The 13,557-nt window shown below is 59.9% G+C and carries 15 protein-coding genes; 11 read left to right on the top strand and 4 right to left on the bottom strand.

Annotated features, from left to right (window positions below):
• Positions 1–72: 72 nt before the first annotated feature.
• The gene (locus Q7W83_RS18140; protein WP_150630108.1) at positions 73–1,119 is read right to left on the bottom strand and encodes a patatin-like phospholipase family protein; all 1,047 of its coding nucleotides are present in this window, start codon (positions 1,117–1,119) and stop codon (positions 73–75) included.
• 222 nt (positions 1,120–1,341) lie between these two features.
• Here Q7W83_RS18140 and Q7W83_RS18135 point away from each other — a divergent pair, with 222 nt between their 5' ends.
• The 3 genes from Q7W83_RS18135 to Q7W83_RS18125 all read left to right on the top strand — a co-directional run bounded on the left by Q7W83_RS18135 (position 1,342) and on the right by Q7W83_RS18125 (position 3,472).
• Positions 1,342–1,620: a hypothetical protein gene (locus Q7W83_RS18135; protein WP_045058957.1), complete on the top strand. Its 279-nt coding sequence runs from the start codon at positions 1,342–1,344 to the stop codon at positions 1,618–1,620.
• Positions 1,621–1,713: 93 nt separating this feature from the next.
• Entirely contained in the window at positions 1,714–2,472 is a 759-nt protein-coding gene (locus tag Q7W83_RS18130; RefSeq protein ID WP_473656424.1) for a CHAD domain-containing protein, read from the top strand.
• 202 nt (positions 2,473–2,674) lie between these two features.
• On the top strand, positions 2,675–3,472 hold the full coding sequence (locus Q7W83_RS18125) for an acyl-CoA thioesterase (protein WP_150630106.1): 798 nt from the start codon (positions 2,675–2,677) through the stop codon (positions 3,470–3,472).
• On the opposite strand, the gene Q7W83_RS18120 is transcribed toward Q7W83_RS18125, so the two are convergent.
• On the bottom strand, positions 3,473–3,838 hold the full coding sequence (locus Q7W83_RS18120) for an Mpo1-like protein (protein ID WP_008027303.1): 366 nt from the start codon (positions 3,836–3,838) through the stop codon (positions 3,473–3,475).
• Positions 3,839–4,045: 207 nt separating this feature from the next.
• The gene (locus Q7W83_RS18115; protein ID WP_150630104.1) at positions 4,046–5,527 is read right to left on the bottom strand and encodes a methyl-accepting chemotaxis protein; all 1,482 of its coding nucleotides are present in this window, start codon (positions 5,525–5,527) and stop codon (positions 4,046–4,048) included.
• Positions 5,528–5,706: 179 nt separating this feature from the next.
• On the opposite strand from Q7W83_RS18115, the gene Q7W83_RS18110 reads away from it, so the two are divergent.
• The 8 genes from Q7W83_RS18110 (at position 5,707) to Q7W83_RS18075 (ending at position 12,211) form a co-directional block, all read left to right on the top strand.
• Complete coding sequence (locus Q7W83_RS18110; protein WP_150630103.1) at positions 5,707–6,237, top strand: hypothetical protein; 531 nt, start codon at positions 5,707–5,709, stop codon at positions 6,235–6,237.
• Between the two features lie 70 nt (positions 6,238–6,307).
• The gene (locus Q7W83_RS18105) at positions 6,308–6,499 is read left to right on the top strand and encodes a PLDc N-terminal domain-containing protein (protein WP_150630102.1); all 192 of its coding nucleotides are present in this window, start codon (positions 6,308–6,310) and stop codon (positions 6,497–6,499) included.
• A gap of 259 nt (positions 6,500–6,758) precedes the next feature.
• The gene (gene speE, locus Q7W83_RS18100) at positions 6,759–7,634 is read left to right on the top strand and encodes a polyamine aminopropyltransferase (RefSeq protein WP_150630101.1); all 876 of its coding nucleotides are present in this window, start codon (positions 6,759–6,761) and stop codon (positions 7,632–7,634) included.
• A gap of 153 nt (positions 7,635–7,787) precedes the next feature.
• Positions 7,788–8,021, top strand: a complete 234-nt coding sequence (locus tag Q7W83_RS18095; RefSeq protein ID WP_150637829.1) for a hypothetical protein — start codon at positions 7,788–7,790, stop codon at positions 8,019–8,021.
• A gap of 217 nt (positions 8,022–8,238) precedes the next feature.
• Entirely contained in the window at positions 8,239–8,580 is a 342-nt protein-coding gene (locus Q7W83_RS18090) for a ribonuclease E inhibitor RraB (RefSeq protein ID WP_017337348.1), read from the top strand.
• A gap of 452 nt (positions 8,581–9,032) precedes the next feature.
• Positions 9,033–10,442 (top strand): circularly permuted type 2 ATP-grasp protein, encoded by a 1,410-nt coding sequence (locus Q7W83_RS18085; protein WP_150630099.1) that lies wholly within the window; start codon positions 9,033–9,035, stop codon positions 10,440–10,442.
• A gap of 12 nt (positions 10,443–10,454) precedes the next feature.
• Complete coding sequence (locus Q7W83_RS18080; RefSeq protein WP_150630098.1) at positions 10,455–11,405, top strand: alpha-E domain-containing protein; 951 nt, start codon at positions 10,455–10,457, stop codon at positions 11,403–11,405.
• Positions 11,402–12,211 carry a transglutaminase family protein gene (locus Q7W83_RS18075; RefSeq protein WP_150630097.1) on the top strand — a complete coding sequence of 270 codons (810 nt, stop codon included), beginning with the start codon at positions 11,402–11,404 and terminating at the stop codon, positions 12,209–12,211. Before Q7W83_RS18080 ends, Q7W83_RS18075 begins: the two co-directional genes overlap by 4 nt.
• Positions 12,212–12,286: 75 nt before the next feature.
• On the opposite strand, the gene Q7W83_RS18070 is transcribed toward Q7W83_RS18075, so the two are convergent.
• The gene (locus Q7W83_RS18070) at positions 12,287–13,108 is read right to left on the bottom strand and encodes a c-type cytochrome (RefSeq protein ID WP_150630295.1); all 822 of its coding nucleotides are present in this window, start codon (positions 13,106–13,108) and stop codon (positions 12,287–12,289) included.
• Positions 13,109–13,557: the final 449 nt, after the last annotated feature.

Genomic DNA, 13,557 nt, shown 5'->3' with positions numbered 1-13,557 from the left:
ACTTGTGAACGATACAAATCCTGTGGGAGCCGGGTTTGCCAGCGATGAGGTTCTAACAGCCTCCCGAGAACGTCAGGATTCTCGATCTCGCTCGCTCTCATACCTGTCCAGCGTATCCCGCGCAATTTCGCGCCCCAGCGCGATCAACTCCGGCGCCTTGTAAAACTCGAAAAACCGGCACACCCGCTTTGGCACGTTGATCAGAATATCCGGCGGATACCCGGCAATCTTGTACTGCGCCAACGACGTCTGCATCACCTCGAAACTCTGGTTGATCAAATCCAGCAAGGACGCCGGGCCCACGTTATCGATGATGAACGAACCGGTGGCGGACTTCGGTGCGCCGTCGCGTTCAGGAGCAGCCGCCGGTTGCTGGGCTTCGGGTTCGGCGGACTCGATCCAGGGGTTGATCTCGGCTGCTTCTGCAATCAACGCTTCTTTTTCCAGCAGCAGCAATTTCTCCGCTTGCTTGCGGCGGAACGGCAACTTCGAGCCCACCGAGTTGATCAGGCTGTCAAACCGGGTCCTGAACGCGGCGGGGCGCTGGATCACCGGCAATTTATAGTGGCGCTGGTTGGTGGAGTTGAGATTGACCGCGATGATCAGGTCGCAATGGCTCGACACCACCGGCACGATCGGCAACGGGTTGAGGATGCCGCCGTCTACCAGCATGCGATTGCCCTGCATCACCGGGGTGAACAGGCTCGGAATTGCCGCCGAGGCGCGCATCGCCTGGTGCAGGCAACCTTCCTGAAACCAGATTTCCTGCTGGTTGGTCAGGTCGGTGGCGACCGCCGTGTAGGGGATGCGCAAGTCTTCGATATTGATTTCGCCGACGATCTTGCGGATCTGCCCGAAGACCTTCTCGCCGCGAATCGCCCCCAGCCGAAAACTGACGTCCACCAGGCGCAACACGTCGAGGTAATCCAGGCTTTCGATCCAGTTCCGGTATTCGTCCAGTTTGCCGGCCGCATAAATCCCGCCCACCACGGCGCCCATCGAGCAGCCAGCAATGCAGGCGATGTCGTAGCCACGCCGTTCGATCTCTTCAATGACACCGATATGGGCATAGCCCCGGGCTCCACCTGAGCCCAACACCAGTGCGACACGCTTTTTCATGAATCGACCTCTTCTGAACAAGGTTCAACAATGCACCCATCGAGGGCTGTGCTTCAATCGCTAAGGTCGTATGGCAGGGTGACGGCGTCGTTTTTTCGACACTCCATGGCGGCAGGGGGTATTCTCGCCAGCGCTAGAGTTTGCGCGGCGGGAGCAAGGCACTTTTCACGCGCCAGACCGTCTTACGTGCACGACTGTTTACCTATTGTTGAGGTGTAAGTGATGAAAGCCTGGATCTGTGTGCCCTTGATTGCGCTGGCACTCGCCGGTTGTGCCGGTAAAACCGCTTACCGTGACAGCTGTGGCAGCGGGATCGATGCCGCGTGGCATGAGCTGGACCTGGCCAAGGCCGAAGGTTTCGCCGGCACCGTCAGTTACTCCAAGGCCCTGTCGTTACTGACCGGCGCCAAGACCCAGCAGCAATTCGAAGCGTTCGAAGGCTGCACCAAGAAAGCCGAAAAGGCACGCTTCTATATTCGTGAGTCACGTGCCGGCCGTTAATCAAGGCGCTAGTCTGTAGAAGCCGGCTTGCCGGCGATGGCGCCATCACGGCCACCCTCGCCAGCAAGCCGGCTCCTAATTGGAGTCAATCCCATGATTAATCGGTTGGTGGCTCATGTTCTGGGCCTGGAAGTCCGTTTGCTGGCCTGTCAGGCCCGTTTGAGTGCTCGAACAGACCCGGAAGCGTTGCACGATCTGCGCACCACGGTTCGCCGTTTGCGCAGTCTGCTGCGTCCATTGCGCGGCTTGCCCGGGGTCGAGCAGCTGGAAGTGGCGGCGTCCCGGGTCGGTGACCTGACCACGCCGTTGCGAGATCGTGAGGTGCTGGCGGCGTACTTGCTTGAGCACGATCAACCCGAAGCAGCGCAGCGACGCATGGCGCAGATGGCCAAGGCTTATCCGGCCGTTGCGGCGAGCCCTGAGCTGGCGCAGTTGCTGATGATCCTTGACGCCTTTCCGCGTTTCTTGCGCGCCTCGCAGCGTCAGGGGTTGCTCAAGGGCTTGGGTCAACGCATCGGGAAACGCCTGGCCAAACAATGGAAGAAACTCGACCAGGCGCTGCATGATCCCGCCCATGATCGCCATCGTCTGCGCCTGTTGATCAAACGCGTTCGCTACGGCATCGAAGCGTATCCCGAGCTGGATCGCTTGCCGAAACCGGCACTGCCCAGACTGAAATCGGCCCAGGCCGCATTGGGCGATTGGCACGATTGCTGGCAATGGCTGGCCCGGGCCGAACAGGAAGCCGATTTGCAGCCTTGCGTGGCCGTGTGGAAAACCACCATGGTCAACGCTGAGGGTCGTGCGGACCGAGTCCTCGACAAACTCAGTGCCGCCTGTTTCAAATCCTGAAACCTCCGCCGATCCAATGTGGGTCTCATCGCCAATAGGGCGGACAACACAAAACCCTGTGGGAGCGGGCTTGTGTTGAACATGAAAGTTGTGTTCGATCCGATTGCGGCCTATCTGTCAGTCTCTTTGGCCAGAATAAGCGCTGTGTCGTCCCCCGTGGCTGGTTAACATTCCTCCATCCTTTTCTGCCCTTGAGGTTTTCATGCGCTTTTCCGATCTGCTCGACGCCGTCCGCAGCCAGCCGCTGGAGCTGTCTATTCCGGCCGAATGGGCACAGGGGCGTGCCAGCTTCGGCGGCCTGGTGGCGGCTTTGCAATACGAAGCCATGCGCGCCAGGGTGCCGGCGGATCGCCCCGTGCGTTCGCTGGCGATCACTTTTGTCGGGCCGGTCGAGCCTGAAGTGCCGGTCAGTTTTGAAGTGGATGTCCTGCGCGAAGGCAAGGCTGTCAGCCAGGTACTGGGGCGGGCGATGCAGAAGGGCCAGGTGGTGACGCTGATCCAGGGCAGCTTCGGCGCCTCGCGACCGTCCGAAGTGGCGGTATCGGCGACGGCGGCCCCGGAAATGAAACACTGGGATGACTGCCAGGAACTGCCGTACATCAAAGGCGTGACCCCGGAGTTCATGCGCCATCTGGCGATGCGCTGGAGCGTTGGCGGTCTGCCGTTCACCGGTAATAAATCCCGCGAGATGGGCGGCTGGGTGCGCTTGCGTGGGGACGTGAAGGAAGAGGCGGTCAGTGAGGCGCATATCCTGGCATTGGTGGACGCCTGGCCACCGGCGCTGTTGCCGCACCTGACGAAAGTCGCGATGGGCAGCACGCTGACCTGGACCATCGAATTCGTCCAGCCACTGCTGGAACTGAGCACGCTGGACTGGTGCAAATACTTCGTTGAAATCGAACATGCCGCTGACGGCTACGGTCACGCGGCGGCGAAGCTGTGGAACGCACAGGGTCAGTTGATTGCCATGAGCCGGCAGACGGTGACGATTTTCGCCTGATCAGTGACGACGGTGGCGCTCACGCCAGGCGCGCCACCAGCCGCCGCTGAGGAAAAACCGTGGGAAGGTCAGGAATTGCTCGACCAGCAGGCGCGATACCGCGTCCTTGCGATCACTGAACGGCTCGGAGGCTTGCGCCTCCAGGCTGTGACCGTGGCGTTGCAGGCCCAATGCCGCCAGCAGGCCGATGACGCCAATCGCGAAGTTCGCAAAGCTCAGGCTGAACACACCGCACACCAGCAGCAGAAACGCCACGATGAACAGCGGCACGGCAATCAGGTGCAACACCAGATTAGCCGGGTGCTGGTGATTGTCCGGGTACGCGCGCCATTGCCAGGCGGGAAGGTTGGGGTGACGTTTGCCCATGATGCTGATCCTCGATCCATGTTGAACACATGGTTGAAGAATAGGCGCGGCATGGGCGGGCGGCGAATCAAGGATGGCTATCGGAGTGATAGGTGTCATGGGCAATATTGATGTTGACCGGGCTGGCACCTTTGCCGACAGGCCGGCCTCTCTCCCACATTGGAATGCATTTCAAATGGGGGAGCGAGCCTGCTCGCGATGGGGCCGTTACAGCTTGAGCTGCCCAATGGCCTTGCTCAACTCGCCGGCCAACGCCGCCAACTCATTACTGGTCGTCGCCGAATCCACCGTCTGCTGCACGGTGTTCTCGGTCACATCGCGAATGCTCACCACCGCCCGGTTCATCTCTTCCGCCACCTGGCTCTGCTGCTCGGCCGCCACGGCGATCTGCGTGTTGCTTTCACGCATCTGCGCCACGGCGCTGGTGATTTCCAGCAATGCGGCGCCGGCCTCTTGAGCCTGTTGCACGCAGTCGTCGGCCTTGAACGAGCTTTCCTGCATGAAGTCCACCGCGTCCCGGGTTCCGGCCTGCAGCGCCGAGACCATCAGGGTGATCTCATCGGTCGAGGTCTGCACACGTTTGGCCAGGTTGCGCACTTCATCGGCGACCACTGCAAAGCCACGTCCCATTTCCCCGGCCCGGGCCGCTTCAATCGCGGCGTTCAGTGCCAGCAGGTTGGTTTGCTCGGCGATGCTGTGAATGACATTGACCACGCCGTTGATTTTCTGACTGTCCTCGGCCAGGCGCTGAATCATCTCCGCCGTCTGCTGCACGCCAGTGGATAACCCTGCAATCGACTTCTGCACGCGACTGACCACTTCCTGGCCGCTGCCGGCCAGGGTGTCGGCGGTTTGCGAAAGGTCGCGGGTGGCGCCGGCGTGCTGGGCGATGTGATAGACGGTGGCGGTCATTTCGTTGATCGCCGTGGCGGCCTGGTCGGTTTCGCTTTGCTGGCCCAGCATGCCGTGACGAACCTCGTTCATGCTCGATGCCAGCCGCGCGGCGCCGACATCCAGTTGCCGCGCGGTGTTGGCGACAGTGGTGACCACCCGTTGATAACCGGCCTGCATGGCGTTGAACGCGCCGGCCATCTGCCCGACCTCGTCGTTGCAGGCCAGCGGTACACGGGCCGAGAGGTCGCCGGTTTTCTCAACGTGAAGCATCACGTCTTTCAAAGTGTTGAGCTGGCTGAGCAGAAAACGGATCAACAGTTGCGACGCGCCGAGCATCGCCAGCATCAGAATGAACACCGCGACCGCGTAGTTGGCGAAACGCTCACCGAACACCTGGCTCAGGCTCGGGCCATACGCGATCACCGCCACCTGTTGACCATCGGTGCGCGTGAACACTTCGGCGCCCATCAGCAGGTTGTCGCCGAATAGCGGCATCGAGTTGATCTCGACCCAGCCGTTGGCATCCGCCAGTTCCAGCACGGGCTGCTCGTTCAGCAACGGTGCCTGCCCGCGACTGAATGTCAGCAGGTTATCGGCTTTGGGCAGCGCTTGCCCGGCAGGCCAGGCGTTGAGCAATCGCGCCTGTGCCTGAGCGGACGCTTGAGAGGCATGACTGCGGGCCTGCTGTTCGAGCTGTACGGCGTACAACACCAACAGCAGGGTGGTGACGAAGGCGACAGCGTTGACCGCCCAGAATTTATATTTCAGCGAGATGTTGCTAAGCCAGGCACCCATGGAGGTCTTCTCTGATAGCGGAAACAGCATTGGCAAGGTGCCAGCATTGTGCCGCTACCCGAGGCGCTGGATCTTGATATGCGTCAACATTCCCCCTCACGCTCGCGCGCAGGAACTGCGGGACGTAATGCGCTATCCTTCGCGCCTTCAAAATTCCCTCGCTACAGGATTCCGCCCCCATGAAAGCCGCACTCGTCGAACTCATCAGCAAAATCAGCTCCGGGTGCATGAGCGAAGACGAAATCCTCAAAGTCGCTGACGAAGCGGCCCAGGCCTACGCCGATCCAGAGGCTTTTCTGACGGCCAATCCGGACATCAACTACGACGACACCTTCCCGATGCCATTGGGCGAGTGGGTCGTCGTCGGCAGCCTGCCGGAAACCGTGCTGTTCCAGGCCGACACCTACATGGACCTGTTCGCGCAGATCGTCGCGTCGTTCGGCCCGGGCGTGGATTTCAACATCAAACCCAAGCAACTGGCCAAAACCGAAGCCCTGACTGCGCTCAATCGCATTCAGGTGCAGATGGGCAGCATGAATAAGGAGAATGGCGGTTACACGCTGATGAACTTCAGCCAGCTGCTGGACGACGAGCTGCAAGTGGTGCTGGTCTATGGCAACGACGTTGCGCGTGTGCTCGAGCTGTGCGCTGAAGTCGGCATCACGGCCGCGCCGTCCCTGGAAGCCCTGAAAGTCGCCATCCACGTTTGATGGAATAAAACGGAACCCTCGCCAAGGCCGGCTATCCTAAGAGTGCAATCCACTCTTAGGGAGCGACACCATGGGTTCCACGTTCAACGGTCTGGTTGGCCTGATCATTCTGGCCCTGGATATCTGGGCAATCATCAACGTGCTGAAAAGTGGCGTCTCGACCGGGATGAAAATTGTCTGGGTGTTGCTGATCCTGCTGCTGCCGGTCCTGGGCCTGATCATCTGGGCCATCGCCGGGCCACGGGGCAATGTGCGGATCTGACCCGTTTCCCGAAACACCACCGAACCTGTGGGAGCTGACCTGCCAGCGATGGCATCACTGCGGAGTCTCTGATAGACCGCAGCGATACTATCGCTGGCAGGCCAGCTCCCACAGGTTTGGCGTCGAGCCGTCAACTGACGTTCGACCTGTCATCTTCCGCGACGTAGAATGCGCGCCTTTCCCGGGCAATCGAGCTGATCGATTGGCCTTCATGGGCGGGTAACCGTCCGTTGCCACCGCATTCATCGGAGCACTTCCCATGAGCAACACTCCAACCAGCGATTACCTGGAAACCCTCTACGAAGGCTACGGCCAGCGTTTTCGCATGGAAAAACTGCTGCACGAAGTGCGCACCGAACACCAGCACCTGGTGATTTTCGAAAACCCGCGCATGGGCCGGGTCATGGCGCTGGACGGTGTGATCCAGACCACCGAAGCCGACGAATTCATCTACCACGAGATGCTCACCCACGTGCCGATCCTGGCGCACGGCAGCGCCAAACGCGTGCTGATCATTGGTGGCGGCGACGGCGGCATGCTGCGTGAAGTGGCCAAACACGGTGGCGTCGAGCACATCACCATGGTCGAGATCGACGGCACCGTGGTCGACATGTGCAAGGAATTCCTGCCGAACCACTCCAAGGGGGCGTTCGATGATCCGCGCCTGAACCTGGTGATCGATGACGGCATGCGTTTCGTCGCCACCACCACTGAAAAGTTCGACGTGATCATTTCCGACTCCACCGACCCTATCGGTCCGGGCGAAGTGCTGTTTTCGGAAAACTTCTACCAGGCCTGCCGTCGTTGCCTCAACGAAGGCGGCATCCTGGTGACCCAGAACGGCACGCCGTTCATGCAGATCGAAGAAGTCAAAACCACCGCCGGGCGCCTGCGCAGCCTGTTCCCGGACTGGCATTTCTATCAGGCCGCCGTGCCGACCTACATCGGCGGCTCGATGACCTTTGCCTGGGGCGCGACCGACACCGCCTATCGCAAACTGTCCCGCGAAACCCTGCAACAGCGCTTCGCCGGCAGCGGCATCATCACTCGCTACTACAACCCGGAAATCCACATCGGCGCGTTTGCCTTACCGCAATACGTGCTGCAAGCGATCAACAAGCCAAGCAACGACTAAGCTTATTCACATCCCCTGTGGGAGCTGGCAAGCCAGCTCCCACAGGTTCTGTGTGTTTTCATGTTGGTGTGCCGTAATCCGTTTGAACGATCAGTCAGGCCAAAAGTCCAGATAGGTGTAAGCCCATTTGCGGGTTTGTTCGAGGAGGCACTGATGCAAAAGTGGAAAATCACTTTCGTGGATGATCACGGCGAAACAGTCGATGAAGTCTTTGAGTGCGACGAATGCCCGGACAACGAGCATGCCGCCAAACTCATCAAGGCCCGTCTCCTTCCTGTCGCTGCCGAACTGGATCTGAACGATCTGGAAGGGCGCACTGCTGATGCGAGCGTCAAGAATCTCAAGTCCCAGAACAGCATACAAATCCTCGGCATCACTCCCGTCTGAAACACTCTCTGGCACACTCTTGAAACACCAGGCCTTGGCAGCGGCGCTTACTTGAGGCTACTCTGCAATCGAGATCAGCGATTGGATCGCTAAGGTCTGGTCTTGTCAGCTACATGCTTGTTTCCCCTCGGCAACGTGGTTGCCGCAATGCTTGCACCATTCGGTTGCAGGCGTCGGGAGTACGGAAAGTCTATCCATCGGTTCAGGAGGACGTTTCATGAGCACAGCCTATCAAGAAGACATCAGCAGCTCGGTGCTGCGCCGCATGAAAGAAGGCGGTTTTGACTTTTCACGTTTCCATCCCATCGAGTTCTACGCCATTTTTCCGGACGAGGAGCGGGCACGCAGGGCGGCAGGGCATTATTCCGGCGAATCCATGAATGCACAGATCAGCGTACGGGACGACGGCGCATGGGCCCTGGAACTGAGCAAAGTGATGTCCGCCACCTACGACGGCATCGGCGACTTTGAGCAGGATTTCGAGGCGGTGGTCGAGCCTTTGGGTGGCATCATCGAAGGATGGGGCGTCAAGCAGGAGGTACGAGGGCTACTCGCATAACACTATGAACAGCGACAACATCCACTAACGGCTGACCTACGGGTTGGCCGTTTTCGTTTGTGGATTCAACGCCGACCTGTGTAGGAGCCGGCTTGCTGGCGGTGGCGTCCTCCCAATCTCCGCAAAACTGGCTGCCACGCCACCGGGCACAAATCCGGAAACAAAAAAAAGCCGCCCGAGCAGGCGGCTAAAAGGGAAGTTCAGTAAGCATTTCCAGCGAATGCGCCGATTATCCGCACCAACTGCCGGGCACTGAAATCAACTCTGACTATGCTGGTGATAGGCGAAAGCATTGCTTCGCAATGAAGCGGGGGCGATCAGGTTGGGGCATTTACCGCACAGGATTGGTGCGGTGCTAATGGCGTGATTATCCAACTGATTGATATTAAAGCGTTTCTGCCGATGGCACGGGCCTTGCGAAGCCTAGATGTCCGGGTGACAAGGAGTACGGCATGATCCGCACCTATTTTGATGAGATGTACGATGCCGGCGGCCAGGTCCGTCCGCATTATCGGGAGTTTGCCCGTTGGCTGGCCGAAACGCCTGACGAGCTTCTGGCACAACGGAGACGCGAGGCCGATCTGTTGTTTCATCGCGCCGGGATTACCTTCACGCTCTACGGGGACGAGCAGGGGACAGAGCGCCTGATTCCCTTCGACACCATTCCGCGCAGCATCCCCGCCAGTGAGTGGCGGATTGTCGAACGCGGCTGCATCCAGCGGGTCAAGGCGTTGAACATGTTCCTCGCCGACCTCTATCACGAGCAGCGCATCATCAAGGCCGGCATCATCCCGGCCGAGCAAGTGCTGGCCAATGAGCAATACCAGTTGGCGATGCAGGGGCTGGATTTGCATCGGGATATCTATTCGCACATCTCCGGCGTCGACCTGGTGCGCGATGGCGACGGCACGTACTACGTGCTCGAAGACAACCTTCGTACACCCAGCGGCGTGAGCTACATGCTCGAAGACCGCAAGATGATGATGCGACTGTTCCCCGAGTTGTTCTCGGCCCAGCGCATCGCCCCTATCGACCACTATCCGAACCTGTTGCTCGACACCCTGAAAAGCTCCAGCCCCATCGACAACCCGAGCGTGGTGGTGCTGACACCGGGTCGCTTCAACAGCGCGTTTTTCGAGCATGCGTTCCTTGCGCGAGAAATGGGCGTTGAACTGGTAGAAGGCGCGGACCTGTTCGTGCGGGACGACAAGGTGTTCATGCGCACCACCGACGGGCCGAAAGCGGTGGATGTGATCTACCGTCGCCTCGACGATGCGTTCCTCGATCCGCTGGCGTTCAACCCGGACTCGATGCTCGGCGTGCCGGGGCTGCTGTCGTCCTACCGCTCGGGCAACGTGGTGCTGGCGAATGCCATCGGCACCGGGGTCGCGGACGATAAATCGGTGTATCCGTTTGTGACGGACATGATCCGTTTCTACCTCGATGAGGAACCGATCCTGAAAAACGTGCCGACGTTCCAGTGTCGCAATCCTTCTGAACTGTCCCACGTGCTGGCCAATCTTCCGGATCTGGTGGTCAAGGAAACCCAGGGTTCCGGCGGTTACGGAATGCTGGTGGGGCCGGCGGCGACAGCGGCGGAAATCGAATCCTTCCGCGAGCGGATCAAGGCCAAGCCCCACGCGTACATCGCGCAACCGACGTTGTCCCTGTCGACCTGTCCGACCTTTGTCGAAAATGGCATCGCACCACGCCACATCGACCTGCGTCCGTTTGTATTGTCTGGCCGCGAAACCCGGGTTGTGCCCGGTGGTTTGACCCGTGTCGCCTTGCGTGAAGGCTCCCTGGTGGTGAACTCCTCCCAGGGCGGCGGAACCAAGGACACCTGGGTGGTCGAGGATTGAAGGAAGCCTGCCATGTTAAGTAGAACTGCCTCGGATTTGTATTGGATGTCGCGTTACCTGGAGCGGGCGGAAAACCTCGCACGGATGCTCGACATCAGTTATTCACTGTCACTGATGCCACAGGATGGTCGCGGGGATGGTCTGCATGAGCTCGCCATGCCGCTGCTGATTACCGGCACCCTGGACGATTACCTCGAACGCCACGGCGAGTTGCATGCCGAACGGCTGCTGCACTTTTTCGCCCTGGACGCGGCCAACCCGGCGAGCATTTACAGCTGCCTCGGTTCGGCGCGGGCCAGTGCCCATGCCGTGCGGGGGCGAATCACCGCGGACATGTGGGAAAACATCAACGCCACGTGGCTGGAAATTCGCGGCATTGCCGAGCAAGGCTTGAGTCGCTACGGCATGAGCCGGTTCTGCGAGTGGATCAAGGAGCGTTCCCATCTGTTTCGTGGCGCGTCCTACGGCACGATCATGCGCAACGATGCGTTCCGGTTTATTCGTCTGGGCACCTTTATCGAAAGGGCTGACAACACCTTGCGCCTGCTCGATGCGCGCTACGAAATGGCGGGCGATCAGGCCGAAGCGGTCAGCGACGGCACGGCTCACGCCTATTACCAGTGGAGTGCCTTGTTGCGAGCCTTGTCGTCGTTCGAGGCCTACACCGAAATCTACCGCGACGCCCCTGGCGCCCGGCATGTGGCCGAGTTGCTGCTCTTGCGCGCCGATGTCCCGCGATCCCTGCGCGCCTGCACCGAAGAAATCGACCAGATCCTCGCTCAACTGCCGGGGGCCAATGGCCGTCCTGCGCAACGTTTGGCCGCCGAAATGGACGCACGCCTGCGCTACACCGGCATCAACGAAATTCTCGACGAAGGCCTGCATGCCTGGCTGACCGAGTTCATCCCGCTGGTGCGCCAGTTGGGTAACGCCATACACAGTTCCTACCTGGAGGCTGCATGAGACTTTCCATTAGCCACGAGACCACCTATCACTACGAAGATCAGGTGCGGGCGAGCATCCAGTACCTGCGACTGACCCCTCACGACAGCGAGCGCCAGCACGTGCTCAGCTGGCAACTCGACCTGCCGCGCCCGGTGCGCGCGCAACTCGATCCGTTCGGCAACATCCTGCACGTGCTGACCATGGACGAGCCGCATGAAGCGATCATCATCGGCGCCCGTGGCCAGGTCGATATCGACGAACTGCGCGAAGCCGAACACGAGAGCCAGTCGGCGCTGCCGTTCCTGCGTTTCACGCGCCTGACCGAAGCCGACGAAGCGTTGCGTGCGTTTGCCGAGAAAGAATGCAAAAAGCGCCGGGATCGTACGGCGCTGATCGATTTGATGCATGGCCTGAATTCACACATGACCTACACGCCGGGCTCCACCGAAGTGGACACCAGCGCTGCGCAAGCCTTCGCCGGGCGTTCGGGTGTGTGCCAGGACCACACGCACGCGTTTCTCGCCTGCGCCCGCAGCCTGGGCATTCCGTCACGTTATGTGTCGGGCTATTTGTACAGCGAGAACAGCGAGCATCTGGCCAGCCACGCGTGGGCGGAAGCCTGGCTCGATGACGCGTGGTACAGCTTCGACGTGACGAACGAACTGGCACGGCCGGAGCGGCATTTGAAGCTGGCGGTGGGCCTGGATTACCTGGATGCTTGCCCGGTGCGCGGGATGCGTCGGGGCGGCGGGTGTGAGCAGATGCATGCGAAGGTGTTTGTGTCGCCGACGCCGATGCCGGTGATTTCAGTCCAGCAGCAGTAAGCCGGAACGCCGCACAACCTTGCAGGCGCTGGCAAGCCAGCTCCTGCAAGGGACCGCGTCAGGCCGGGGCTTGCTTCAGGGTTTAACTTTGCGCCCGGCCATATGCTTCAAATACCCCACCAACATGTCCAGATCCCCATCCGGCAGCACCTGTGGAGCAAACCCCGGCATCTTTGCCTGCGGCCACTGCCGCAAACTCTGCGGATCACGGATGTACCGTTTCAAAAAGTCCGCGCCAAAATACTCCGTCGGATTAAACGGAATATTCAGATCCGGTCCGAACTGCGCATCCCCGGCGCCGTTCAATCGATGGCACGCCAGACAGTTCTTCTGAAACAGTGCAAACCCCAGATTCACCGGATCGTCCGCCTTAAGCGCCGGGTCCGGCAGCAGGGCAGGGAAGCGCTCGGCCACCGGCGCCATGCGTTTGATGTGCGCCACTTGAAAGGGCCATTGCTCGGGACTGATATTGCCCGCTTGCGGGTCGGTCCAGACCAGATAAAACGGCCCGGCACTCGGCTTGCCTGCCGACAGCGCCGGCCACGGTTTGGCCGGGTCCTCAATCGCCAGCCACGCTCGGGCACCGTGCGTATTGAGCAGCGGCGCGGCCGCCAGTTCGGCGGCAAAACCATCCAGGGCTACCGCTTGCAGGTGATCGTCAGGTTGGATGCCGGTCAACAGCGCCGCCAAGGGCACGGCGCGATAACTCATGTCCCGTTTGTAGGAAACGTCGTTGGTAATGGTGAGGGTCTGAACCTGAGGATGCTTGAGCAATTCCTCGGTCTGCCAGGTGCGACTTTGCCCGCCCAGCTCCAGGTTCAGCTGTGCTGCAAACAGAGGCGTGCTGAGCAGCAAGGCCCCGAACAAAATGAGCGTTTTCAACAGATCGCCGTCCATGTCGTGGAAGTGCCGCAAAGGTTGGCACACCCACGCTGGCCCGGATAGCGAGCCAGTCACATTTTTAAGAGGCGATGGAAAACGTGCGCCGGTTTTTCAATAAAAGACTCAGCCGATCACCTTGGTCAGGTTCGGCAAAATCAACAACAGCGTAGTGGCGAAAAGAATGAGCCCGGCTTGACGTACTTTCGAGTGTTTGAACATGGCTTGACCGCCTTTTTTGTTATTTCCTGATGCCTGCCTGCATATCTCCATGACGGCAGAGCGTTGCACTTCCTGTAGGGCGAGCGCCTCGGCAAAACCCGACGACAACTTCGCATATGTTCACCTTAGGGCCCGCGTCACTCGTGGTTTAGATCCCTTTCGTATGGAGAACGCACTTATTGCTTTAAAAATGGCATGAGGCCTATTGCCAGCTTCTTTGCCGCCCGTTTGCTAGACATGTCGGT

The sequence above is a fragment of the Pseudomonas sp. 300 genome (assembly GCF_055803035.1).
The sequence above is the reverse complement of the archived record's forward strand: the minus strand, read 5'-3'. Positions and strand labels throughout refer to the sequence as shown.

What these genes read in the sequence shown, in the direction of transcription:
- Q7W83_RS18105 (WP_150630102.1), top strand. Translation starts at nt 6,308, where the DNA reads ATGGGTTCCACGTTCAACGGTCTGGTTGGCCTGATCATTCTGGCCCTG.
- Q7W83_RS18090 (WP_017337348.1), top strand. Translation starts at nt 8,239, where the DNA reads ATGAGCACAGCCTATCAAGAAGACATCAGCAGCTCGGTGCTGCGCCGC.
- Q7W83_RS18125 (WP_150630106.1), top strand. Translation starts at nt 2,675, where the DNA reads ATGCGCTTTTCCGATCTGCTCGACGCCGTCCGCAGCCAGCCGCTGGAG.
- Q7W83_RS18070 (WP_150630295.1), bottom strand. Translation starts at nt 13,108, where the DNA reads ATGGACGGCGATCTGTTGAAAACGCTCATTTTGTTCGGGGCCTTGCTG.
- Q7W83_RS18080 (WP_150630098.1), top strand. Translation starts at nt 10,455, where the DNA reads ATGTTAAGTAGAACTGCCTCGGATTTGTATTGGATGTCGCGTTACCTG.
- Q7W83_RS18115 (WP_150630104.1), bottom strand. Translation starts at nt 5,527, where the DNA reads ATGGGTGCCTGGCTTAGCAACATCTCGCTGAAATATAAATTCTGGGCG.
- Q7W83_RS18085 (WP_150630099.1), top strand. Translation starts at nt 9,033, where the DNA reads ATGATCCGCACCTATTTTGATGAGATGTACGATGCCGGCGGCCAGGTC.
- Q7W83_RS18095 (WP_150637829.1), top strand. Translation starts at nt 7,788, where the DNA reads ATGCAAAAGTGGAAAATCACTTTCGTGGATGATCACGGCGAAACAGTC.
- Q7W83_RS18120 (WP_008027303.1), bottom strand. Translation starts at nt 3,838, where the DNA reads ATGGGCAAACGTCACCCCAACCTTCCCGCCTGGCAATGGCGCGCGTAC.
- Q7W83_RS18110 (WP_150630103.1), top strand. Translation starts at nt 5,707, where the DNA reads ATGAAAGCCGCACTCGTCGAACTCATCAGCAAAATCAGCTCCGGGTGC.
- Q7W83_RS18140 (WP_150630108.1), bottom strand. Translation starts at nt 1,119, where the DNA reads ATGAAAAAGCGTGTCGCACTGGTGTTGGGCTCAGGTGGAGCCCGGGGC.
- Q7W83_RS18135 (WP_045058957.1), top strand. Translation starts at nt 1,342, where the DNA reads ATGAAAGCCTGGATCTGTGTGCCCTTGATTGCGCTGGCACTCGCCGGT.
- speE (WP_150630101.1), top strand. Translation starts at nt 6,759, where the DNA reads ATGAGCAACACTCCAACCAGCGATTACCTGGAAACCCTCTACGAAGGC.
- Q7W83_RS18075 (WP_150630097.1), top strand. Translation starts at nt 11,402, where the DNA reads ATGAGACTTTCCATTAGCCACGAGACCACCTATCACTACGAAGATCAG.
- Q7W83_RS18130 (WP_473656424.1), top strand. Translation starts at nt 1,714, where the DNA reads ATGATTAATCGGTTGGTGGCTCATGTTCTGGGCCTGGAAGTCCGTTTG.